This is a genomic window from Candidatus Neomarinimicrobiota bacterium (assembly GCA_012964825.1).
In the GTDB taxonomy this organism is placed as follows: Bacteria; Fidelibacterota; Marinisomatia; order Marinisomatales; family S15-B10; genus UBA2125.
The window spans coordinates 1-23,620 of record DTTI01000044.1 but is presented as its reverse complement, the minus strand read 5'-3'; the positions used below and the strand labels follow the sequence as shown (position 1 = coordinate 23,620).

At 48.4% G+C, this 23,620-nt stretch carries 19 protein-coding genes and 1 rRNA gene; 19 read left to right on the top strand and 1 reads right to left on the bottom strand.

Annotated elements, in window-relative coordinates:
• The first annotated feature begins 3 nt into the window (after positions 1-3).
• The 7 genes from EYO21_04950 (at position 4) to thiI (ending at position 8,546) form a co-directional block, all read left to right on the top strand.
• The gene (locus EYO21_04950; protein ID HIB03156.1) at positions 4-2,844 is read left to right on the top strand and encodes a formate dehydrogenase; all 2,841 of its coding nucleotides are present in this window, start codon (positions 4-6) and stop codon (positions 2,842-2,844) included.
• Between the two features lie 41 nt (positions 2,845-2,885).
• Positions 2,886-4,280, top strand: a complete 1,395-nt coding sequence (locus tag EYO21_04945) for a DASS family sodium-coupled anion symporter (GenBank protein ID HIB03155.1) — start codon at positions 2,886-2,888, stop codon at positions 4,278-4,280.
• 71 nt (positions 4,281-4,351) lie between these two features.
• Entirely contained in the window at positions 4,352-5,236 is an 885-nt protein-coding gene (locus EYO21_04940) for a universal stress protein (GenBank protein HIB03154.1), read from the top strand.
• The gene (locus tag EYO21_04935) at positions 5,236-6,030 is read left to right on the top strand and encodes an SDR family oxidoreductase (protein HIB03153.1); all 795 of its coding nucleotides are present in this window, start codon (positions 5,236-5,238) and stop codon (positions 6,028-6,030) included. Before EYO21_04940 ends, EYO21_04935 begins: the two co-directional genes overlap by 1 nt.
• Before the next feature lie 3 nt (positions 6,031-6,033).
• Positions 6,034-6,888, top strand: a complete 855-nt coding sequence (locus tag EYO21_04930) for a class II glutamine amidotransferase (GenBank protein ID HIB03152.1) — start codon at positions 6,034-6,036, stop codon at positions 6,886-6,888.
• Between the two features lie 11 nt (positions 6,889-6,899).
• Positions 6,900-7,319, top strand: a complete 420-nt coding sequence (locus EYO21_04925; protein ID HIB03151.1) for a DUF2231 domain-containing protein — start codon at positions 6,900-6,902, stop codon at positions 7,317-7,319.
• A 54-nt stretch (positions 7,320-7,373) separates the two neighbouring features.
• Positions 7,374-8,546 carry a tRNA 4-thiouridine(8) synthase ThiI gene (gene thiI / locus EYO21_04920; protein HIB03150.1) on the top strand — a complete coding sequence of 391 codons (1,173 nt, stop codon included), beginning with the start codon at positions 7,374-7,376 and terminating at the stop codon, positions 8,544-8,546.
• Between the two features lie 27 nt (positions 8,547-8,573).
• Here thiI and EYO21_04915 read toward each other — a convergent pair whose 3' ends face one another.
• Complete coding sequence (locus EYO21_04915) at positions 8,574-9,413, bottom strand: EamA/RhaT family transporter (GenBank protein HIB03149.1); 840 nt, start codon at positions 9,411-9,413, stop codon at positions 8,574-8,576.
• Positions 9,414-9,563: 150 nt separating this feature from the next.
• On the opposite strand from EYO21_04915, the gene EYO21_04910 reads away from it, so the two are divergent.
• From EYO21_04910 to EYO21_04855, 12 genes are all read left to right on the top strand, one after another.
• On the top strand, positions 9,564-9,992 hold the full coding sequence (locus EYO21_04910) for a hypothetical protein (GenBank protein HIB03148.1): 429 nt from the start codon (positions 9,564-9,566) through the stop codon (positions 9,990-9,992).
• Positions 9,956-10,258 (top strand): hypothetical protein, encoded by a 303-nt coding sequence (locus EYO21_04905; GenBank protein HIB03147.1) that lies wholly within the window; start codon positions 9,956-9,958, stop codon positions 10,256-10,258. Before EYO21_04910 ends, EYO21_04905 begins: the two co-directional genes overlap by 37 nt.
• 150 nt (positions 10,259-10,408) lie before the next feature.
• Positions 10,409-10,624 (top strand): hypothetical protein, encoded by a 216-nt coding sequence (locus EYO21_04900; protein ID HIB03146.1) that lies wholly within the window; start codon positions 10,409-10,411, stop codon positions 10,622-10,624.
• A complete protein-coding gene (locus EYO21_04895; GenBank protein HIB03145.1) occupies positions 10,621-11,271 on the top strand; it encodes a hypothetical protein in 651 nt (216 codons plus the stop codon). Before EYO21_04900 ends, EYO21_04895 begins: the two co-directional genes overlap by 4 nt.
• A gap of 81 nt (positions 11,272-11,352) precedes the next feature.
• The gene (gene tig / locus EYO21_04890) at positions 11,353-12,648 is read left to right on the top strand and encodes a trigger factor (protein HIB03144.1); all 1,296 of its coding nucleotides are present in this window, start codon (positions 11,353-11,355) and stop codon (positions 12,646-12,648) included.
• An 11-nt stretch (positions 12,649-12,659) separates the two neighbouring features.
• Positions 12,660-13,250: an ATP-dependent Clp endopeptidase proteolytic subunit ClpP gene (gene clpP, locus EYO21_04885; protein ID HIB03143.1), complete on the top strand. Its 591-nt coding sequence runs from the start codon at positions 12,660-12,662 to the stop codon at positions 13,248-13,250.
• A gap of 45 nt (positions 13,251-13,295) precedes the next feature.
• On the top strand, positions 13,296-15,257 hold the full coding sequence (locus EYO21_04880; GenBank protein ID HIB03142.1) for a T9SS type A sorting domain-containing protein: 1,962 nt from the start codon (positions 13,296-13,298) through the stop codon (positions 15,255-15,257).
• A 52-nt stretch (positions 15,258-15,309) separates the two neighbouring features.
• Positions 15,310-18,159, top strand: coding sequence for a T9SS type A sorting domain-containing protein (locus tag EYO21_04875; protein ID HIB03141.1), 2,850 nt, complete (start codon positions 15,310-15,312; stop codon positions 18,157-18,159).
• Between the two features lie 9 nt (positions 18,160-18,168).
• Complete coding sequence (locus EYO21_04870; protein ID HIB03140.1) at positions 18,169-21,474, top strand: T9SS type A sorting domain-containing protein; 3,306 nt, start codon at positions 18,169-18,171, stop codon at positions 21,472-21,474.
• Between the two features lie 65 nt (positions 21,475-21,539).
• Positions 21,540-22,412, top strand: coding sequence for a T9SS type A sorting domain-containing protein (locus EYO21_04865; protein ID HIB03139.1), 873 nt, complete (start codon positions 21,540-21,542; stop codon positions 22,410-22,412).
• A 5-nt stretch (positions 22,413-22,417) separates the two neighbouring features.
• Positions 22,418-23,347, top strand: a complete 930-nt coding sequence (locus EYO21_04860) for a hypothetical protein (protein HIB03138.1) — start codon at positions 22,418-22,420, stop codon at positions 23,345-23,347.
• A 202-nt stretch (positions 23,348-23,549) separates the two neighbouring features.
• Positions 23,550-23,620: ribosomal RNA gene (locus EYO21_04855) — 16S ribosomal RNA — on the top strand; the annotation flags it as partial.

Here is a 23,620-nt window from a genome sequence, read left to right as displayed (position 1 = left end):
CCTGTGACAACCAGTCTGAAAAAATCGTTAATAGAAAAAGCTTGCGAATCGCTTGGAATTTTGGAAACCATTGAACCGACTCCAGGCGACCTGCCCGTTTCTGAAGGTGATTTTTCCAAATATCCGTCTCCGGAACAGTGGCATGACTGGACGGAATATGACGCTGGTTCCTGGCCGCGGCGGGAAAAGAAAAATTATTCCATTGTTCCCACTACCTGTTTTAACTGCGAATCTGCCTGTGGTCTACTGGCTTACGTGGACAAGCAGTCCGGTAATGTCCGGAAATTTGAGGGAAATCCTTACCACCCAGCCAGCCGGGGGCGACTTTGTGCCAAAGGCCCTGCCACCATTAACCAGATCAACGATGAGGAGCGCATTCTTTATCCCCTGAAAAGGAAAGGGGAGAGAGGGTCCGGTCAGTGGGAGAAAGTATCCTGGGAAGCCGCCTTGGACGACATTGCTGGGCAGATACACAATTCCCTGAAAGCAAAGCGTCACAACTCCGTTGTTTATCATGTGGGTCGCCCGGGACACGAGGGTTATACCGAGCGAGTAATCCAGGCCTGGGGTGTGGACGGCCACAATTCACACACAAACATCTGCTCCGCCGGTGCCCGGCTAGGGTACGCTTTGTGGCACTTTTTTGACCGCCCGTCTCCCGATCACGCCAATGCCAAGACTATTCTCCTCATCAGTTCTCATCTTGAAACCGGCCACTATTTCAATCCACATGCCCAGCGGATTATTGAGGGGATGATGAACGGAGCAAAACTTATTGTGATGGATCCGCGCCTCTCCAATACAGCCAGTATGGCCGATATCTGGCTGCCCACATATCCCGGATCGGAAGCGGCTGTTCTACTGTCTATGGCAAAGATCATCCTGGATGAAGGTAGGTACGATAGACAATTCATGGAGACGTGGGTGAACTGGCACGACTATCTTCAGAAGGTCCATCCCGGGGATGAGGTCATTTTCGACAATTTCATTAAACGGATAAAAGAGGAATATGCCGAATTCACACCTCAGTTCGCCGCCCAAGAAGCTGGGGTGGAGGCGGAAAAAATTGTTGAAGCGGCACAGCACGTGGCTGAAGCGGGTACCCAGCTGGCAACCCACAACTGGCGTTCAGCGGGAAGCGGTAATTTAGGTGGCTGGCAGGTGGCCCGGTGTCTCCATTTTCTCAACGTTCTGACCGGGAGTGTGGGTACGGAGGGAGGGACCTCACCAAGCGGATGGAACAAGTTCAAACCGACATTCTTTGACACGCCACCGGCACAAAAATTCTGGAATATTCTCCAGTACCCCATGGAATATCCCTTGGCACATCATGAACTGAGTTTTCTTCTTCCGCACTTCCTCAAAGATGGCAGGGGAGAACTTGATGTTTATTTCACACGGGTCTTTAATCCTGTCTGGACCTATCCGGACGGGTTCAGTTGGATCGAGGTACTACGGGATGAGTCCAAAATCAAATGTCATGTTGCCCTGACACCCACCTGGAACGAGACTGCCTACTGGGCTGATTATGTTCTGCCCATGGGCCACGCCAGCGAACGCCACGATCTCAACTCCTATGAAACACATTCCTCTGTCTGGATCGCCTTTCGCCAACCGGTATTGAGAGAGTATGCTCGGCGGGAAGGGAGAGAGGTTCAGTTCACCCACGAGGTGAACCCCGGTGAGGTGTGGGAAGAGGATGAATTCTGGATCGAGCTTTCCTGGAAGATGGACCCCGATGAATCGTTGGGTATACGGGACCATTTCAAGTCCCCTTACCGGAATGGTGAAAAGATCAACATTGATGAATATTATCAGTACATCTTTGAAAACATTCCTGGTCTTACAGGGGCAGCGAAAAATGAAAATCTTTCCCCGTTGGAATATATGCGGAAATTCGGCGCCTTTGAGGTAGAAGCCTCTTCTTACGCTAAGCATCTCGGTACCGCTGATACGGAAGGGGCGGAGCTGAACGATTTCGGTCAATTTATTAAGGATGGCAAGGTGGTAGCAATTCGTGATAACGGTACAGCTGTGTGTGGTTTCCCCACCCCGTCCAAAAAGCAGGAATTCTATTCCGATACCATGGCTCGGTGGAAGTGGAATGACCAGACAATTCCAGGCTACATAAAGAGTCATATCCATCCGGACAGCCTAGACCGATCTAGGAATGAGTATGTTTTGGTGCCCACATTCCGTTTGCCCACACTAATTCACAGCAGGTCAGGCAATGCCAAATGGCTAGCGGAGATTTCACACCGAAACCCAGTCTGGATGCACCCAAAGACAGCGATCCACATCGGATTGAAGCGGTCAGGCGATCTTGTGAAAGTTGAAACAGATATTGGTTATTTTATCGATAAGGTGTGGATCACGGAAGCCATCAAACCTGATGTGGTGGCCTGTTCCCACCATACAGGCCGCTGGCGCAGGTCACAGGATCCCTCGGGCAACAGCTGGATGACCAGTACGGTAAAAATGGAAGAGTCACAGGAAGGCAAATGGAAGATGAAACTATCGGAGTTGGTTCAGCCCTTTGAAAGCGGCGATTCAGATTCAAAACGGATCTGGTGGCGGGATGGCGGTGTTCACCAGAATATTACTTTTCCTGTTCACCCAGACCCTATTTCAGGGATGCATTGCTGGCATCAGAAGGTGAGACTCTCCCTTCCTGGCCCAAATGAGAAATATGGAGATATTCAGGTGGACACGAACAGGTCTTTTGAGATCTACAAAGAGTGGTTGGAGATGACGCGGCCGGGTCCGGGACCCGGAGGTCTTCGACGACCACTTTGGATGGCGAGAACCCTCCGACCAGCTGATGAATCCTATTATGTAAAATAGGAAATCATTTTTGTAGCAGGCACTGAAGTGAAGCAAATCTTGTGATCTTAAATATCATCTACTGGGCCACTCAAAAAAAGTGGCTCCTTATTACTCTTTTTCTCGGTACCGTCCTGTACCTTTTCCCTACGCCTCACGGCCTGACGTCTGAAGGGTATCATACTCTCATTATTGTTCTTTCCACTATTATTCTTATCATTTTTGAGCCCATTCCACTCCCTGCAGTGGCGATGCTCATTTTGGTCTTTCAGGTACTGTTCGGGATTGCTACGCCAAACCAGGTTGCCTCTTCGTTCATGAGTGACGCTGTTTTCTTTATTATGGGTTCACTCATGCTGGCGGTGGCCATCGTTTCTCAAGGTCTTGATACGCGTCTTGCCTTGGGAATTATCAATATTACGGGGCACAAAACGTGGCGCATCATCGCTGGTTTCGTTGCTGTCTGTGCTCTGCTTTCTTCTTTTATAGGGGAACATACGGTGACAGCCATGATGATGCCTGTAGGCCTGACACTGGTTCGGCACACCAGTCACGATCCCAAAAAGGTCACCGGTCTCACTACTCTTATCCTCTTTTCGATTGCATACGGCAGTGCCATGGGTTCCATAGGGACACCTTCAGGCGGGGGCCGAAATGTGATAATGATTGGATATCTTTCTCAATTTGGTATGGGAAACATCTCCTATCTGGAATGGATGAAATATGCCTACCCCATACTTCTCATTGAGATTCCCCTTGCCACTATGATCCTATGGTGGACGTTTCGTCCCGAAAAAACGATCCTGGATTCAGCTGTGAGAAAATTGAAGGTTCAGGTGGCAAAATCCGGCGACATCACCGGGAGTCAGGTAACCGCTATTGGGGTGTTTATTTTGGTCTTTTTGGGGTGGGTATTTTTGAGCCCAAAGATCGGTCTCGGTATCGTGGCGCTCTTGGGTGTAGTTATATATCTTGTGATCGGACTGGTAGAATGGCGAGATCTGAACCGGAACACCAACTGGGGTGTTATCATGCTTTTCGGTGCGGCCATCTCCATCGGGATTCAGATGAAGGATACCGGTGCCGCGCTCTGGGTTGCGAACAATGTTATCGAAAGACTTGGAGTGATTTCCCCCAATATCGATTTTTCAAGATCCTTCGTCTCGGTTTTTCTTACCGCGGGATTGACAAATTTCCTAAGTAATGCAGCCACGGTCGCTGTTCTTGGACCAATCGTTCTGAATATGGGCGGTGACGCAGTTATGATAGCACTCTCAACCGCTCTAGCATCGGCATTCGCCTATCTCACTGTTGTGGCATCTCCAACCTGCATGATCATTCATTCCAGCGGACTGATAAAACCGTCGGATTTTCTCCGTGGCGGCTGGAAAATGACTGTCATGTCCATTGTTGTATTGCTGCTTTTTATTCATCTGTTTTGGCCGTTAATGGGATAAGTGTATATTGAACTAATGAAACCGGAAGCACACATGGCAATAAAAACCCCATCCGTAGTCACAAAAAGGTTATGAAGTTTCTCTTAGCGGTCAGCAGTCAGGAATATTCCGGACCCACTCTGCGGATGGGTTCCAGGGTGGCCAAGTCATTCGGTGCTCAGTTGGCGGTGGTCTATGTGGGTCCTAAGCCGAAAGAACTTTACGCCGGCCGAGTTTCCCTTGCCCGAGATACCCTGGCAAAATGGGAGATCTATCATCCTGGGATCGATGTGCTGAGGTGGGCATTTTATGATCTCAAGAGCTCCGGTTTTCTGGAGAATTTGGATGAAAACGGATTCAACCCTCTCAACATGGTGGAGGAGAAAGACCGTTACCGGATGGTCTTGCCCGGAAGCTATGGTCAGGATATAGATCTTATTTTGCGGGAAGGTGAAATTATTGATGAACTCCGCCGGGAGTGCAGTGAGGATGAATATACAGTATCTATCATAGGGGGTAGTAAAGGGAGAAATATGGCTCACGATCTGCTCCAGTATCTCCCCACTTCTGTCTTAGTGATAAAGAATGTAGACCTGGACCGAAAATACAGAATTCTTCTTTGCGTGGATGACTCCTCTGCCACCGATCGGGCAGTCCGTTTCGGTGCCATCATTGCAAAACAGATGAATTTTCCAGTTACTGTCATGACCGTATCAAAGACAGAAGAATTTGGGCCGGGCTACAGCGGGGCGGCAGAATCAGCATCGAGTCATCTGGAGTCCCAGCAAGTAGATCATGAACAGAAATTCATCACGGGTGACCCGGTTAAGACTTTTATTGAAACGGCCGGTGAAACTCATCTCATTGTTATGGGTGCCTCCAGTAGGTCCGCCCTTGTTAAATTCTTTTTGGGGAGCAAACCTATGAAAACTCTGGAAAAAGCCAATTGCCCAATTCTTGTGGTGAAGGATAAGTGATGTTGAACGGAAGCTGGAAAGAACGCTACGGCGACTGGGCCTTGGTGACGGGAGCTTCCGCCGGTATCGGTGAAGAATTTTGCCGCCAGTTGGCGGCAAAAGGAATGAATATTGCCATGGTAGCTCGTCGGGGAGAAAAGCTGGAAACGTTGGGCAGTGAACTGGAAAAAAATAACGGTGTCTCCACCCGTTCCGTGCCCCTTGACCTGACACAGTCTGATGCCGCCGAAAGGCTTGAAACAGCGATGGCCGACCTGGAGGTGGGACTTCTGGTGAATAATGCAGGGTTCGGTCATTTGGGGCGGTTCCATAAGAAAAGCCCTGAGCGGGACGCAGATATGATTAAACTTAACTGCCTTGCACCTGTGGTTTTGACCCATAAATTCTTACCGAAAATGGTTGAGCGAGGGCGGGGCGCTGTTATTTTTGTGGCATCTACGGCCGCTTATCAGGCTACACCTTTTTTCTCGGTTTACAGTGCCACCAAGGTATTTAATCTTTTCATGGGCGAAGGGCTTTGGCAGGAATACAGGAAATTGGGTATTGATGCCATGGCTCTCTCTCCCGGCTACACTAAGACAGAATTTCAAAAAGCTGCGGGACTGAATGAAGATGTGGGTGGTATTCTGTGGGAAACCCCAGATAATGTTGTGGATACAGCTCTGGAAAATTTGGGTAAAAAGCCATCTGTTATCCACGGCGGCTTGAACCGTTTCCTGGCATTTACGATACGTTTGTTTCCTAGGAAGTGGGTTATTGTGGTGGCGGGAATGATATCAAAATCCCAGCCCTGAAACATGTGCAGATTCTTGGCCTACAGGGGCACGCCTATCAAACTGGACAAGCTGCTTTATCGCCCTAAGAATTCTCTCATTAACCAGAGTTTCAGAGCGCGGGAAAGAGAGGAGCCGCTTAACGGTGATGGTTTTGGGGTAGGCTGGTATTCACCTGAACTGGAACCGACACCGGCAGTATTCACTTCCATCCAGCCGGCTTGGAACAACAAGAACCTCCGTAATCTTTCACCCAAGATCCGTTCCGGTTCAATTTTTGCACACGTCCGGGCCGCTACACACGGGAGGGTCTCTGAGTCTAACTGTCACCCCTTTCAGTACGGGAAACTTCTCTTTATGCACAACGGTTCCATTGCTGGCTTTAATGTGATCAAGCGGGCACTCAGGATGCGCCTGTCAGATGGCATCTATGATTGGATCAAGGGAGACACGGACTCAGAACATTTCTTTGCACTCATATTACAGTATCTTGACGCCCATGGTGACCTAACAGTTAATCATATGGCAGAGGCATACATTAAAGCCCTGAAGGAACTGACTGAATTACTTAATGAACACAGTATTGACCGTCCTTTCTATTTGAATGGCCTGTTGAGTGATGGGGAGAGGATGGTAACTACCCGGTATGTCTCTGATGAGAAACTGGAGCCTCACACCCTTTATCATTCAGGCCGGGGACGTTTTGAGTGTGATGAAGGAGTCTGTCGTATCGTTCAGGGGAAACCGGAGAATGATTGTATCATGATTGTATCAGAGAAATTGACGGATGTAGCCGAAGACTGGCACCTGGTCCCGGGGAATCATATGGTTATGCTGGATAAGGATTTGAGTCAGTCAGTGAAACCTGTTAAACTATAACCGTCTGAGATATGCCGTGGACTACTGAAAATATTCATCTTCTTTTCATTCATTTTCCTATCGCACTTTTTTCAACAGGGTGGGTTTGCGACCTTATCAGTGTTTCATTCAGAAACCGGTCGGCAGCTGACGCAGGGTGGTGGTGTCAGCTTTTCGGTGTGGTCAGTTCAATGTTTACTGTGGGGACTGGCTTTCTTGCTGACCGTCTGTATGGCCACATGTCACTCCCATTTCCATTTTTCACGACACACGGTGCTTTGCAAATAACTGCCTGTCTTATTTTTCTTGGTCTGTTCATCTGGCGTTTCAGGAACGGTCAGCGGCTGCCGGAAGGGAATCTCCGTTCTCTCTATCTTTCGGCGGCGGGTGCCACTGTAGGTCTGCTTTTCTACGGTGCACACCTGGGTGCGCAGCTATCCGGCCGGATCTGAGGTGATTGGACCGGCCATAAATTCTCAATACAGTCCAGTAAAAAAACTTCAGGCATGAAGTTCGATCACGTCCTCTGCCACTATTCAGAAATTGGTCTCAAAGGTAAAAATAGAAGATTCTTTGAGGACCGGCTCCGGCAGAACATACTAAAAACACTAAAAATCCGCTGCCCCGATTCAGCTGAATCGGTAAAGCGTTACCACGGAAGGTTAGTTATTGAATTGAAGCAAGAGAGCGCAGACTTGGACAGCATCGAGAATGCACTGAAAGATGTGCCGGGACTTGCTTACTTCGCTCCGGCGTTTGAATCGAAGCAAGAATTGAATACTCTCAAGGAAGATGCGCACGCATTGCTCTCTGATTCGGAGTTCGAATCTTTCCGAATTACTGCCCGGCGTGCCAACAGTAACATTCCACTGAAAGTGAAAACGGTAAATGAAGAAGTGGGCACCCATATTGTTGAAACCATGAAAAAAAAGGTTAACCTTACTCAACCGGGTGCCAACTGTTACATCGATATGTTTGAAGACAGGGCATTCGTCTATCCTGAAAGAATTCCCGGCCCGGGAGGTCTGCCCGTAGGCGTCAGTGGCAAGGTGGTTGCCATGCTTTCAGGCGGCATCGATTCACCCGTCGCCGCCTACCTAGCCATGAAGCGTGGAGCGACCGTTGTTTTTGTCCACTTCCATTCCGTGCCGTACACCACGCCTGCATCCATTGAGAAAGTGAGGGAAATGATTACCACATTGAACCGTTTTCAGATGCGATCAAAATTGTATCTGGTTGAACTGGCACCCATTCAGAAACAGATCATGACGGAGACGGAAGCCCGTTACAGAGTACTGATTTACCGACGATTTATGTTGAGAATTGCTGAGCAGATTGCAAGGGAAGTAGATGCCCACGCTCTGATCACAGGTGAATCACTAGGGCAGGTTGCATCTCAGACGCTGGTAAATATGGAAGCAGTGGGAAGGGTGACAAACATGTCGATTCTTCGTCCCTTGATCGGTTTTGATAAACAGGAGATCATTGACAAAGCGCGGGATATAGGCACCTACGATATTTCTATCCAGCCCGATCAGGACTGTTGTTCACTTTTTGTGCCGGACCATCCTGCCACAAAAGCCAGGCCTGAGCAGTTAGAAAGGCAAGAAGTTTTGCTGGACGTTGATAAACTTGTAGAAACAGGGTTGACCTCAGCTGAAATTGAAATTATCGATTAATTTAAATATGCACCTGGGAGCCTTAGCTTACTTTCTACTGGCGGCCAGCCCGTGGAGGACTACCGTCGCCATAACGATGGTACCCCCTGCCAGGGCCCAATTGCCGGGCACTTCACCCAGCAGCAGGAATACCCACACCGGGTTGAGGACGGGCTCCAGCATGGTGATGAGGACAGCCTCAAAGGCCCGCACCTTCTGGATCGCCTTGGTATAGAGCACATAAGAAAACCCCAACTGAAAAGTCCCCAGGGCTATGAGCATGAGGATTCCGTTAATTTCAGGAAGTTCTTCTCTTAAAAAGAAAGGTAGGCCGATGACGGCAGCCAACAGATTGCCTAGGAATACAGATTCAACAGGCGAACCCCGCTTTTGTTTTCGGAGAAAGAGTGTCATCCACGCGAAACTTACGCCACTCAATACCGCCAGCATGTTTCCCAAGAAACCTTCCGGTGAAAGTTTGTCCATGAAAAAGACCACAATCCCCACCATAACAGCCCCGACGGCCAGCCAGTCCCGCCTGGACGCTTTTTCCTTTAGGAACCAAGGTCCGAAAATAATGACATAAATGGGTGCCGTATACATGAGTAATACGGCATTTGCGGCCGTGGTGAGTTTGTTAGCAATAACGTAGAGGATCACCGTCCCGGCGTAGCAGACCGCACCACCCAGCTGGGGGAGGGACCACGTCAGTTCCGGCTTTCTGATGGCTATAAGAATCACCGCAGCGGCGATAAGGCTACGCATCCCTACGATGGCCACCGGGTGCCACTGGATACCCTTTACAAGGAACCCGCCGGTACTCCACAGCAGAGCTGTTATTACAAGCATGAGATAGGGGAGGGACGATTTCGGCGGTTTGTCTCTCATTGCACCTTAATTGCTGGGCAATATAGTTCCCGCTCTCAACGTCAGTCAATTAGCCTGACAGTTTTAAATGGAATTCGTTTTTATTAGATCTCATGGTAAATTCGGGGGTGATTTTTTACCCCCAAAACATCAAACTTAGTGGAGACGTATGTGAAATGGGATAAGGGAAAATTTCTCCAGGAACTGAGGAAAAATACCTCAAGGGAAGTAGCGAAAGTCGGTGAAATGCTGTGCGAATTCTCGGAGAGGGATGCTGATGAAGTTTCCTGGGGTAGAGGCAACGAATATGGTACAATGACCTACAAATCCAAGTCGGACTTCGGGCTCATTTCTCTTTTCCAGATCACGACAAGGGGGCAGATCAAGTTCTGCCTCAACGTCCTTCGGCAAAAAGATGTGCCTAAGAACATTATGCGAGATTTTGTCATCAAACTTGAAGCCAACTTTCTGAGAGATTATGATACTGTGAATTTTCCCATCGACAGTCTTGAGAACATGGCCGAGCTCTTCACAACCGGCGCCCAGATAGACAAACTGATGCAATGCATCGAAGGAATCGCCTATCGGTTGAGGCAGTGAACCAAGCTGCATATTTACTTCTCATGGCCCTGCTGGCTGACGCCGGTTGGGCCTTCTCATTTTATTGCCAGAAGGTTGTAATGGGAAAAATGAGCCCCAATGCCTGGTGGATGCCCGCAATTCTCCTCATGACTGAAGGGAACTGTCAAACTCTGGTGGGAACACCCTACAGCAAAATAGTCGGTAAACCGAATGCATTTTGGGGGGATCTCTATTATCCTTATTATGTTGATAGTTATCTGTTTTGTTGGAGCGGAACTGATTGAAAGGTCATTTTTTTTGATCCCGGCCGTTTTTGCCATGATTCTTAGCCTCTACCTTTTGTGGGGACTTTACAGGCTCCGAACTCCCTGTCCTTTCTGTTTTGCCACACACGCTGTGGTTCTGCTGTTTTTGATTCTTACCTGGAAGACACCGTGACATACCTGCTGTGGCTCTTTTTTTTCGTTATCATCATCTTTTTGGGAGGCGTTTTCCACTGGTCACTGAAACGCGAACCGACTGAGGGTAAACTGGAAGAGTCTGATCTGGAGGAGTGGAACTGTCCCACCTGCAGTTTCACCGTTCAGATGGGGACAGAATGCATCTATTGCGGTGAGAGAAAACCAGCCGCAGGGGGAAAGGGACAATGAAAAAAAATCTGTTCGAGCCTACGACGTTCGTCATAAACATCATTTTACTCTTAATAACTTTTACCCTGGGGCAGAAAATGTCAGATGTTTACCGGCAAAGTATTCACCCGTTTCATTTCCATCTCAGCTGGGCTTTTTTTGCTGTGGCGGCGGGGTCCGTTATGGGTGCTCTGTTTCATGGCTTTGGCCCCCACTTTTCTCAAATGATGCGGGAGTGGATCTGGAAGGTGGCTCTGACATGTATGGGATTTACTACATTTTTCCTCATGATGGCGGGAGTTTCTGCGGTAATACCTTTTTCATCCTATTGGATCATCCTGTGGGTGGCTGCCATCGGCCTTATCTTATATGTGTGGCAAACGGTAAAATTTGCTGGGTTCGGTCATTCGATAAAGTTTATAGCTGTAGGGCTGATGGTTATCCTGGCTGTATTCGCAACACTTTACTGGCGGCAGGCCCTCTCCGGGTCTGGTTATCTCTTCGCTGGGGCGCTCCTTACTGTTGCTGCCGGCGGTTTGTGGGCCACGGGATGGTCTATTCACAAAAATTTCAACCACAACGACCTTTTTCACGCCGTCCAGATAGTGTGTCTCTGGCTGCTCTATCAGGGTGGTGTCATGATCGTCGCGGGTCAGCTTCCCCGCTGAGCCTCTGTCATATTTGAGAAAAAGTGCCTTTAGAATTAAGGGGCCGGTCGTCGTAATTTTAACAACGCGGTTTTTTCAAGCATGAACGTGAAACTGAAAGAAATCAACCCGTACACCCGGCAGGTTACCATTGCTGTGCCTTGGGAGGATCTGGAGTCCGCTTTTGAGGCACACATGCGCCGCTTTACTAAAAAGGTGCGTATGCCCGGCTTCAGGAAAGGGAAAGTTCCACGGAAGGTGGTTGTTCAAAACTTTGGAATGGAGCTGGAGGCCGAATTTGCTCAGGATTCCATCGAAATGCATTATTCAGAAGCGCTACAGGAACACAAAATTGTCCCTGTGAATCAGGCGAAAATAGAAGACCTTCAATTCTCCCGAGGTACGTCCCTCAGTTTCAAAGCCACGGTGGAAGTCGAGCCCCAGGTGAAACTGCCGAAGTACAATCGCAAGATGAAAGTGAAGAAAAATATTTACGTCCCAGATGATGCAGATGTGGATGCCTATATAGAAGAAGTCCGCCGGCAGTTTGCCGAACTGAAGACGGTAGAGGAGGGATCAGGTGACGGTCATCTTCTTTTGGTGGATATGCAGGAGATGGACACTTCCGGCGTCCCCATCATCGGTAAGAAAGTGGAGGACCGTTACATTAAAGTGGGCGACGGCGTTTTCGGTGGTGATAATCTGAGTCGCCTCACCGATTTGAAGGTGGGAGACACCGCTATGGTGGAAACAGAGACCACAAAGGAGGGCGGCCTTACCAAGTATAAGCTCACAGTAAAAAACGTTCAGGAAGAGATTTTCCCGGAGATGGATGAAGAGTTCATCAAAAAACTTGATAATGAAGCCACCGATGAAACCTCTTTCAGGGAAAACGTTCTGAAAAGAATCCAGGAGCGGATGGATCGGGACGCTGAAGGTCAACTCAATGAAGCGATCATAGATTATTTTCTCCAGTCAACGGACCTGGAACCGCCGCCATCCATGGTTGACAATTATATCGAAAACTCTATTGAGCAGGCAAAATCCAATAACGGGGAAACCTTCGATGAAGATAAATACAGGAACGAGGCCCGTCCGTCCGTTGTTAGAAGCATTAAATGGTATCTCATCCGAAAAGCACTTGTTAATGGTGAAGAACTTTCGGTCTCCGATGAGGAGGTTAATGAGCACATCGAAAAGATTCTCGAATCAGCAGAGGATGAGAAGGGTAAGATCAGGCGTTATTACAAAAAATCTTCTAACAAGGAACGGCTGAGAGATGATTTGCTGGACCGTTCTCTTTTTGAGACACTGAAAGAATATGCAAAGATAAGCGAAGTAATCATCAGCACCAGCGACCTTCGCAAACAGCGTGAACTTTCCACAGAAGGAGCTTAGTTTAAATCATGATTGAAAGATCTCAGATTGTACCGATTGTTGTTGAGAAGTCAGGGAGGATGGAACGTGCATACGACATCTATTCACGCCTGCTGAAGGAGCGGATTGTATTTATTGGCACTCCCGTGGACGACACCGTAGCGTCCCTCACCATTGCCCAGCTGCTTTTCCTGGAGGCTGAGAGTTCTAATAAGGATATTTCGCTATACATTAATTCTCCTGGTGGCTCTGTCACTTCTGGGTTGGGGATTGTGGATACAATGAATTATATCAAGCCCGATGTGGCTACCATTTGCATGGGGCAGGCGTCCAGCATGGGAGCGGTATTGTTGTCAGCGGGGAAGAAGGGAAAACGTTCGGCCCTGCCCAACTCCCGTGTTATGGTTCATCAGCCGTGGGCCGGTATGCAGGGAACCGCCAGCGACATCCAGATCCATGCACAGGAGCTTCTGGCCATGAAGGAGCGGCTGAACAAGATGTTGGCGTTTCAGACAGGCCAGACCCTCAAGAAGATCACGGACGATACGGACAGAGATTTCTTCATGACCGCTGAAGAAGCGAAAAAGTACGGACTCATCGACCGTGTTTTAAACAAGCGGTGATTCCTGTCACAGCACGTTTGGTTCCTGAGAATTAAGATTCAGCATATGCAAGAGTCAGCTTTGAAAAAAAGTACACTTATTCTTTTTGTCTGTTTTGCCGCCACACTTCTGGCACAAAGTCCGGTACCGAAGCGGATGCAGGCACAGGTACAACCAGCCACCATGAAGTTCCAGTTGGAGGGCGAACCAACACTTATTTATAGTAACTCAAACTCGCATTCGCCCAGGGTTTACCGTTCCACATCTTCTGTATCCACAGTTCTGGTGGATTCTTCCCGGAACGGGTACGGTATGGTGGTTGGTAACACCACACCGCTGTCATATCATCCTGACAACGGTTTCATCATGGCCTACAGGCAGTGGAGCTTCAATGACCCCATAAATTCGGGCTATATGGGGGCGGCATGGTCTGAGGATGGCGAGTTGTTTACTACCTACTCAGATTTGAACATCATTGAACCGGCCGAGAAAATGGGTCGCTATCCCAGTGCAGTAGCCGGTAGTGATTACCCTTACATTGTTTGGAACGAATATACCCAGACAGGCACTGGGGGCGGTCTGTATGGTGGCCGACCAGTCTACAGTTGGGATGAATTTTATTATGGAGGTGGTTCTTTCTTTTCACCTCCAGTAGATCTCAACAACGGTTGTAGCCCTACACCGTGCGACCCGCCGGACAATTGGGTCGGTTCCGTCTCCCTGGCCCATGACGGTGACACACCGGTGCTGAATGCTGCTTACAGCCAGTGGTCAAATTCCCTTCAGGAAACTTCAAGCAACAGGTGGCTTTACCACTCCAATAAAAATATGTCCGGTTACTTTACTTTTGACGATCCCATATTGCTCTTTGATGAAGCTGATTTCATGCAAGGTGGATTCACCTCAAATGTGGTTATAGATATTAACGAAAGCGGAACCGGCTATGCTGCAGTTTCTAGTTATTTCAAGGGTCAATCCCCCGATTCATCTCACACCGTCATGATACGAAAAACAACTGATTACGGTGCAAGCTGGAGTGGGGAGGGTGGAACTGGTATGGATGGAACGGACTATTACTATATCCCTCGTGATATTCTGAAAGACCGCTTTTTCAGTGACAGCTTGATGATAGCAAAGTTTGATACAGTCGTATTTGAAAGTCCGTTTATATCCTACGAAGTCGAACTGAAGACGGACCCTTCCGGAGGTCTGCACATTTTCTCTACGGCAATTCCAAGTTCCAGCGGCAGTGTCTATCCTGCTATAGATGAATCTTGCGGCATTTACCACTTTTTTTCTAATGATCCTTCCGATCCCGAGAGTTGGGAGATCTATTTTGTCAACTCCACCCAGATTTCTTTTTTCTGGGACAATAACTGGCATAGGATCTACCCGTCAGCCGCCATCAGTAAAGATGACCCTCACGTCATGTATGTGGGCTACATGGCCGTTGCAGACACCACCGAAACCTATTTTAATTATGATGTCTTTGTTCAGCGCTCTATCGATGGCGGGAAAACCTGGGAAGCCCCAGTCAACGTTACAGACACCAGGGACAGGGAGCTTGATGAGGTTTATCCTCAGCTGGCATTCATAGCCACCGATAATGAGGCCTATATTATGTTCGAGAGCCCGGACTACAATGTTCAGACCGTCACGCCTTCTGATGGGGGTTCACCGTCACAGGCTGATTTCAAGAACAGGGTATACTTTTCCAAAGTGACACTTAAGCCTCTTACTGTGGAAGATTCAGATCTTTTGCCAGCCCGTATTGATCTGGCGCAGAACTATCCCAATCCGTTCAACCCTGTTACGGTCATAGAATTTACCCTCCCGGAGAAAGCCGAAGTTTCACTGACAGTTTACGACTTGTTAGGTAACGAAGTGACAACCCTGCTGAAGGGTCCGTCAGATGCCGGTAATCACGCCGTTTCGTGGAACGGGGCCAATTCTCCGGCAGGTATTTATATTTATCGTCTTCAAGCAGGCAGCATAAGGAAGACGAAGAAAATGATCCTGCTCAAGTAGCCTAATTCAGATAAAGTATGGACTTAGAATATCCTTTAATCTTGGAGATGTTATGAAAAGTTTGTTACTGAGACTTTTTCCTGTTTTTCTGCTGATGATTGTAACTGCCAACGGTAATGAAAAAAAAGCAACCAAAGGCGGAGAAAAACGTCTGTCTGCCTTCCGAAATGTTTCAGGAAAGACTCTGATACACGGTACGCAACCAGCTGTACTTCCGGACACAACCAGCATTTTCTACGACGACCTTGAGTCTGGGGTTGCAGACTGGGAAACTCAGGGCACCTGGAAAATCACCACCGAGACTTCAAACAGCCCTACCCACAGTTTTCATCATGCTGTAGGGATAGATGAGAATGACACATTGTTAAGCCCCATAATTCAACTGCCTGAAATTGACGCTGAACTGGAAGAACTCCATTTTTCGTTTGCAGTCTGGGCTGAGATGCTCGATTCAGACGGAAATGGTGACGGTTCTCTTGAAGATTATTACAGGCTTTGGGTTCAGGATATGGACAATTCTCTCAGGGGATACTCCAATGAATGGGTGGAATATCTCCTCTCCCCGGAACTTGAGATCACCAGCAATGATTACAAACTAACATTCAAACTGCTTTATCGCCTTGAGTCAATATCTGGTCTGCCTTACACGGATGACAGCGGTTGTGTTCTAAATGGTTGGGATGCCGCTAACGTTCAGGTTTCAAAAGACCAGGGTATGTCGTGGACTACAATTGAAGGAACTCCAAGCTACGAATGTAGTAGCTGTTTTGGTTTTCAGTACAACCTGGACCAGTGCAACGTTCCGGGCTGGACGGACAAAATTGACGACTGGGTTGACGCAGAGTTTGATCTGAGCTCATTTAGCGGTGATACCGTGAAAATCCGGTTTGTTTTTGCGTCTGATCCAGGTTGGAGCACGGCGGATGATAACACGCTGTACAGAAGTGGTTTCTATGTGGATGAAGTTTTGGTATCCAACAGCTCGGATACATTGCTCTACGACAATGCTGACGATAAGGTAGTCCTCACACCCGCTGGGGGATCTCATTGGAACATGAACGAATACAACGGATACGACGGAACCAAGTCGTGGTGGGCCGGAGCTGAACTTAGCGCACCTTCCTACGCCGTTACTTATGATTACGGCACCGATGGTCGTCCTGGTACCTACGGCTGGGAAATCTATGGTCCTGGAAGTCCCTTCAATGAAGATACGAACGTTCAGCTGGATTTGTCCCAATGGGCAGGAAACAGAATTCGTGTAGCCTGGGAATTCAAATCTGATGACAACCACGATGGGGATACAGGCAACACCAGCATGGGCCTATATATTGACGATCTCCATGTCTGGAAAAAATCGCTGGTGGAAACTGCTCCTGCTCCCAAGGGATTAACCGTCTCCACAGGCGGCGGAACGGTGGAACTTTCGTGGGAGGCTGTTCCCAGCGGTGATATTGATGGTGAAGTAGCCTATGATGACGGTTCATTTGAAGATGCTATCTTTATGACTGGGGGTACTGGCCTCTGTGGCAATGTTTTCAAGATGCCTTTCGGTTCCTCTGCCATAGTTAAAAAAGTGAAACTTATAGGCGCAGACAGTGTGAGCACGGTTACGGTCTACGGTTATGAAGTGGCGGGCGGAGAGCCGGCGGACGAGCCGAGCTACGACATCACCATGTCCCGGTCTTCGGCAGTATGGAACGAGATTGAAGTGGACTGGGAATTTGAGGGTGACTTCCTCATTGCTCAGGCAATAGACACCCTTTTGCATGCTGGGCTCGATGAAGATGCAACCCCAAGTGAACATTCCTGGACCAAACTTGGAGACGGGCCCTGGCAACGGTGGAGAACCACTGCAGAGAACAACAATCTTCCCGATGGGGAGTGGGGGATCCGAGTTGAGGTTTCTACACAAGGCGGACAGAATGCTGTCTACAACGTTTACCGCCACGCCCCGGGCGAGTCTTTCGCCGAGCCTTTGCCGGACGGTACATATTTGACGAAAACAAGTTTTACTGATTCGTTGGTTCTCATAGCAGTTGATTACACCTATGGGATTACATCGATTTACAACTCTGGAGCCTCTGATGAAGTGGAAAGTGCAATGTCTTCTACTGTGACCATCCGGCCCAGATCTGACACGGTCAGGGAAGTAGCTTATGATGACGGCACATCGGAGACCGGTGCAACGTCCTTGGGTGAGAATAGTTGGTACGCTGTAAGATTCAGCTCTAACATTTTCCCAATCACACTCATGACCTTAAAATATCACTCCAGAGAAGCAGGAGGACTGACCTACCTGGCCATCTTTGATGATGACGGCAATGATGGTATGCCTGGCAATCACATAGGCGCAACACTCATTTTTCCTACGGTGACTCAGGGTTGGAATATCAAAGATGTTTCTGGCGCGGGGTTGACCTTCACTGAGGGACAATTCTATGTTGCATGGGGTGAGACGGCCGATTCACCGCCGCTCAGTATTGACACCGGTAGCGAATCGAAAGAGCGAAGCTACTATTACACAGAGGTTGACGAATGGGCCCCCCTTTCCGATCTTGGTTATGAAGGGGATCTCCTTATTCGCACCGCCATCGACATTGAGGGGGCTGGTGTTGAGGACGACATAGGTCTGCCTGAGCAGTTCGTGCTGAGTCAGAATATGCCAAATCCTTTCAACCCGGAAACCCTCATTAAATTTGATGTTGCAAGAGAGGGACGAGTCGTTCTGAAGCTCTATGACATTACCGGGAGAGAGGTGAGCCGCCTCCATGACAAGTTTTTGGCACCGGGAAGCTATACCTATTTTCTTAACGGCCGCGGCTTTGCTTCAGGTGTCTATTTTTACAGAATGGAAGCGCCCGGTTTTATGTCGACGAAAAAACTTCTCATCGTTCGTTAACAGGTGCTCATGAGAAGATTTTATTTTTTACTCTTGGGGTGTTTTTGTTTTTTAGTAGCTGAACCGAAAGGACGCGTCTATCTTGACAATGTGGTCAGAATCTATTTTCATGAAAGTGTAAATGTAGAAGCAATTGACCTGATTTCGAACAAGACTGGTATCGAAAGCATAGATAATTTGCTCTCCCGCCATGGCGCAGCGCGGATCAGCCAATGGCTACCTCAAGCCACAGACAAGGACAGGGATGGGGATATCCTTTTGAGCCGCTACTACGATATCAAATTTAATGATGAAACTGTCGATAGGAGCGCCGTTCGAAGCGAATTGGCTTCTGAACCAACCATCAGATCTGCCGAATATGTTCCCAATTATCGTTTTCGCTATACACCTGATGATCCCCGGTATAACAACCAGTGGTATTTGCGAACCATTCAGGCGCCTGAGGCCTGGGATTTATGGGATATTCAAGGGGGCGACCTTCCAGGTGATCCAACTATTGTTGTAGGGGTCGTAGACAGTGGCTGTGAATGGGATCATCCCGATCTTGTGGATAATCTGTGGCAAAATCTTGATGAAGATTTTGACGGTGACGGTCACACAATCGAGCTTATCAACGGGCAATGGCAGCTCGATCCTGGAGACTTGAACGAAGTTGACGATGATGGGGATGGCTATGTGGATGATCTCATCGGTTGGGATGTTTCTGGTAAGACAGCGGGAAATGATCCGGACAATGATCCTATGGCGCCGCCTGATCCCGGTCCCACTAATGGTAACCCTCATGGTACACATGTTGCGGGTATCGTGGCAGCTACAACGGATAATGGTATTGGTATGGCAAGTGTTGGTTTTTCCATTAAACATATGCCGGTAAAAATTCAGTACGATGATAACCCGTCGGACTCCACTTTTGACGGCGGTGGTTCCGCAGGCGTTCTCTATGCTGCAAAAGCTGGTGCTCACATAATCAATCTTAGTTGGGGAGGCGGAGGACGGTCCAATTCGGAACGTGCACTCTACAACAACATCAGGGATAATTATGGTGCTATTGTAGTCGCATCTGCAGGCAATGAGGAGAGTGAAGATGAAAGCTATCCAGCCGCTTACAGAAGTGTTGTCTCAGTTGCTTCTTCAAATTCTTCAGATAGGAAAAGCGGTTTTTCCAATTATGGAACTTGGGTGGACATTATAGCGCCGGGTTCCGGTATTCTCAGCACAGTCTATGATGGCAAGTATGCTTCTTGGAGCGGAACCTCCATGTCTTCACCCCTTGTGGCCGGGGCCTTGGGCCTCGTCTGGTCTTATTACCCAAACGAATCGGCTGACAAAATTGAACAGATGGTCCTCCGTGGTACCGATAATATTGATGATAACAATTCATCTTATGTAGGCAAGATCGGTTCAGGGCGGCTCAATGTTTTCCGCGCTATCGCCAGCGGAATGCTGCCTCAGCTTAAGGTCTCTTCCTACTCCACTCAGCCGGTGAACGATGATGACGGTGTACTCAATCCCGGAGAGATCGCACTGATGAGAGTTGTCCTTGTGAATGAAGAAGGGTGGGCGGATGCAAAAAACATTACAGCAACACTCTCCTCAGATCACTGGGCGGTGACTATGATCGACAGCGAGGCGGTGTTTCCTGACATCGGATCGGGAAACAGCGGTGTCAATGTGACTGACCGGTTCCAGTTTCAGGTTGATGTGGCCATGACGCCCGATGAGATCCCTTTTTCCATGGAGGTTATAGCCGAGGGATCGGGCAGCAACATTTACCAGGACACAAAGAAATTTTCAGTAGATGTAAGTTTGAACCAGGCCGGCTTCCCGTTTACAGCAGACAACATAATCAGGACATCACCCACCATCATTGACCTTGATGGAGATGGCATACAGGAAGTTCTTATGGGATCAGATGATCACTATCTATACGTGCTTAACGCTGACGGCGATCTTAAATGGTCTTTCAAAGCGGGCCGCAATGTTCGCTCCACCCCCGCCATTGGAGATGTGGATGGAGATGGGCAGCTTGAAGTGGTCTTCGGCTCCATGGACAACACACTTTATATATTGAGTCATGATGGTGTGAAAGAAGCGGAATACTCCGCCAACGGGATGATCGTTTCACCGCCGGTCCTGGCCGATCTGGACCGGAACGGAGATCTGGAAATCATTTTCACTATTTTTGAGAAATATCTTTACGTCATCAATCATGACGGCACTGATTACGGTTCATTTCCCATTTCAATCAATGAATCCATCTTTTCCGCCCCTGCAGTGGGTGATGTGGATGGAGACAACCAGTTTGACATTGTGATTGGGACATGGAGTGATCATGTTTATCTGTTCACTGCTGACGGTTCCATTCCCAGTGGATTTCCATACACCACGGGCAACAAAGTATCTACTGATCCTGCTTTGGCCGATTTGAACGGTGACGGGATGTTGGAAATCATTATCGGCTCTGATGATGACAAGCTCCACATTATTGATTGGCAAGGGAAGTCCCTAGCCACCTATGCCGTGGGCGGGCATGTTCAAAGTTCACCCATGGTTGATGATTTGGACGGTGACGGTACCTATGAAATTATTTTTGGCGCCAATGATGGGAAGCTCTACGGGGTCCGCTATTCCGAGAATCAGCTATTAGAGATGTCGGGCTGGCCATTTTACTTGGGTGGCACCACAGCTTTAAAGAGTTCACCCGTAGCATTTGATCTGGATAACAACGGCGTGGCTGAGGTGGTGGCCTCACTCACCGAAGGGATGCTTTTCGCCGTTAATCTTGACGGTACGGTAGTGTCCAGTTTTCCGATCAATCTGAAGGGGTCGGTGGAGAGTTCCTTCACAGTGGGTGATCTGGATGGTGACGGTGACCCGGAAATTGCGGCAGCGGCATCCACGCAGCTTGTAGTTATAGATGTGAAGACGAGGGCCGGTGATGGCACCCGCTGGCGGATGTATAGGGGCGGACCTTTTCGCACAGGAATAATCTATGATCCGGCATTATCCATAGCTGATGTGCCTGATGAGTTACCTATAAAATTTTCAGTATCAGATAACTATCCCAACCCGTTCAATCCTACAACGGCAGTTGAACTCAGCCTTCCGAATGAACGTTTTGTCACCGCCGTTGTTTATGATGTAACCGGTAGAGAGGTGAAAATATTAGCTTCCGAACAGATGAATGGCGGCTTGCACCTGCTAAATTGGGATGGCACTGAAATGCGCGGTAATCACGTGGCGGCGGGTATCTATCTACTCTCTGTTAGGGCCGGCAATGATTTCCGGATCCGGAAGATGACCCTTTTGAAGTAAAGCTGCTCCTTTTTCATTATTACAAGCGATGATGTGTAGATTCCTTCATTAACAATGATTTTGCTATGAAGCGCTTTCTGCCATTTGTTTATCTTATCTCAACGTTGTCAGCGGAGATTGACTGTCCCAACGAAACCGCCCGGTATGTTGATTTAGACTCCACCAGTGTCACATTTGGTGATACGGTAGCCACCGGCCAGTGTGGATGCCTCGGCTTTTCCTCAGCCGTTGCGGGAACGGATACCTCGGTCCTGGTGCCAATTGTGGTATTTGACAATGAGGCTCTCAGGGGATTTCAGTTTACATTGCGTAATAATTCTAACGGCACGTTGCGTTTTAACTGGGCCCGAACTGGCGGCAAGGCCGCCGACTGGGAAGTGTGGGGAATAGAACATGCCGACGGATCGACCACTGTTTTAGGTTTGGACCTTGAAGGAGGGCAGACTGTGCAGAGCTCGGAAGGGGTTCTGGTAGAGGTCATGTTTGATGTGGTGAAAAGACTACCGTCCCAGCTGTCATTCTATCTTGACTCTAATGAAGATGTTATACTATCTGATGCCGATGGTGAGAACGTTCTCTGTGTATATCCCGATGAGCAGAATCCTGTAACCTATGAAGTGAACTGGCTCGCTGTTCATGAGCACAGTAAACTGGTGCCAGCACAGTTTGCACTACATCAAAATTATCCTAATCCGTTTAATCCCACCACTACATTCAGTTTCGACTTGCCCGGTGATTCTGATATTCGGTTAGCCGTTTACGACATGTTGGGGAGGGAGGTCGCTCTTTTGGTACGAGGCAACCTGTCGGCGGGGAGTCATTCCATGAATTGGTCAGGGCTAAATGATAAAGGGGTTCCTGTTTCAGCCGGTATATACTACATCAAGTTTGTGGCCGGAGATTTTTCTGAAACGAAGAAAATGACATTGTTGAAGTAGTCTCCATGCTGAAAAGATACTTATACAACCTTTTTATATGGGCAATGGCGTTATCACCTTTGCCCGCTCAGACAACTTACGGTACTGTAGCCGATCTGGAGGAGCAATGGAAGGAATACACTGGGTACCAGAAAGAGGAGCTCACAAGCTTTTGCGATTTTCTGTTTGATCAGGGGTATTATGAAAGATGTGTGGTGGCGTGCTTCAGGTATCTGTTCCTCTATCCAGATGATCTGCTGACACCGAATGTCTATTACAAAATTGCCAGGAGCTATGAAGAACAGGGAAAATACGTACTGGCCACCGATTACTTTAATAAAGCTCAGAACGAAGTACAGCCTAACAGCTCCGAATTCCGTGCGACACGGTACCGACTTATCTACCTCAACCTCATGCAAGGCGACTACGATACGGTTTATACCATGGTAGGATCCACACAAGATCCCTATCTGATCACACTGGACGGATATGCGAAATTCAATGATCTGCAATTCGAAGAAGCTAAGAAGAGATTCGACCAGGCACGGCGCATATTTGATTCGAAAGAGCACCGCCGTAACCTGACAGTGCTCATGAAGGCCTGCGACAATGTGGAAAAGCTCCCAAACCGGGATCCCGTTAGGACAGGGCTTTTCGGTATATTCCCCGGTGGAGGGCGCGTTTACCTCCAAGACTGGATTCCCGCCGTGGGTACCTTCGCTTCCATGACAGGATTGACCATTCAGTTCTTTGCTGGAGGACCGACGGTCATTGCCAAGTGGGTTCCTCGAATTACCCTGGTTGGGCTTTACGGGGGCAGTATCTGGGGATCAGTGAAGGGAATTGAGTTTGCAAACCGTGAGCGAGAGATAAGATATACCAAAAGAGTGCAGGCTCGGTATGGACCAGGCCTTTTTCTAGATTTTCCCGAGCCTGTAAGCCTTACAGTGCGGTAGAGTTTCCCTCGAAAAAATAGTTTGTCTCCGAGGTAAGTAAGAAGCTAACTTTATTTGCTCTAGAGGTTTGGTTTAAAGCAATCTTCTTAAGCTTATTTTTTTTCAATTTCGTTTTTTGACAATTGGTATGCGTATGGTGATGAGCGATGGCAGGAATTAACCTCGACAAGAGTGTTACAAAAAAACAAACAAACAACCCTAACAATGGAGAGTTTGATCCTGGCTCAGGACTAACGCTGGCGGCGTGCCTAACACATGCAAGTCAAGGAGAAC

Coding starts and splice junctions, on each gene's coding strand:
- EYO21_04915 (HIB03149.1), bottom strand. CDS start 9,413: ATGAGAGACAAACCGCCGAAATCGTCCCTCCCCTATCTCATGCTTGTA.
- EYO21_04935 (HIB03153.1), top strand. CDS start 5,236: ATGTTGAACGGAAGCTGGAAAGAACGCTACGGCGACTGGGCCTTGGTG.
- EYO21_04860 (HIB03138.1), top strand. CDS start 22,418: ATGCTGAAAAGATACTTATACAACCTTTTTATATGGGCAATGGCGTTA.
- EYO21_04865 (HIB03139.1), top strand. CDS start 21,540: ATGAAGCGCTTTCTGCCATTTGTTTATCTTATCTCAACGTTGTCAGCG.
- EYO21_04925 (HIB03151.1), top strand. CDS start 6,900: ATGCCGTGGACTACTGAAAATATTCATCTTCTTTTCATTCATTTTCCT.
- EYO21_04940 (HIB03154.1), top strand. CDS start 4,352: ATGAAGTTTCTCTTAGCGGTCAGCAGTCAGGAATATTCCGGACCCACT.
- thiI (HIB03150.1), top strand. CDS start 7,374: ATGAAGTTCGATCACGTCCTCTGCCACTATTCAGAAATTGGTCTCAAA.
- EYO21_04905 (HIB03147.1), top strand. CDS start 9,956: ATGCATCGAAGGAATCGCCTATCGGTTGAGGCAGTGAACCAAGCTGCA.
- EYO21_04895 (HIB03145.1), top strand. CDS start 10,621: ATGAAAAAAAATCTGTTCGAGCCTACGACGTTCGTCATAAACATCATT.
- EYO21_04875 (HIB03141.1), top strand. CDS start 15,310: ATGAAAAGTTTGTTACTGAGACTTTTTCCTGTTTTTCTGCTGATGATT.
- EYO21_04870 (HIB03140.1), top strand. CDS start 18,169: ATGAGAAGATTTTATTTTTTACTCTTGGGGTGTTTTTGTTTTTTAGTA.
- tig (HIB03144.1), top strand. CDS start 11,353: ATGAACGTGAAACTGAAAGAAATCAACCCGTACACCCGGCAGGTTACC.
- EYO21_04930 (HIB03152.1), top strand. CDS start 6,034: ATGTGCAGATTCTTGGCCTACAGGGGCACGCCTATCAAACTGGACAAG.
- EYO21_04880 (HIB03142.1), top strand. CDS start 13,296: ATGCAAGAGTCAGCTTTGAAAAAAAGTACACTTATTCTTTTTGTCTGT.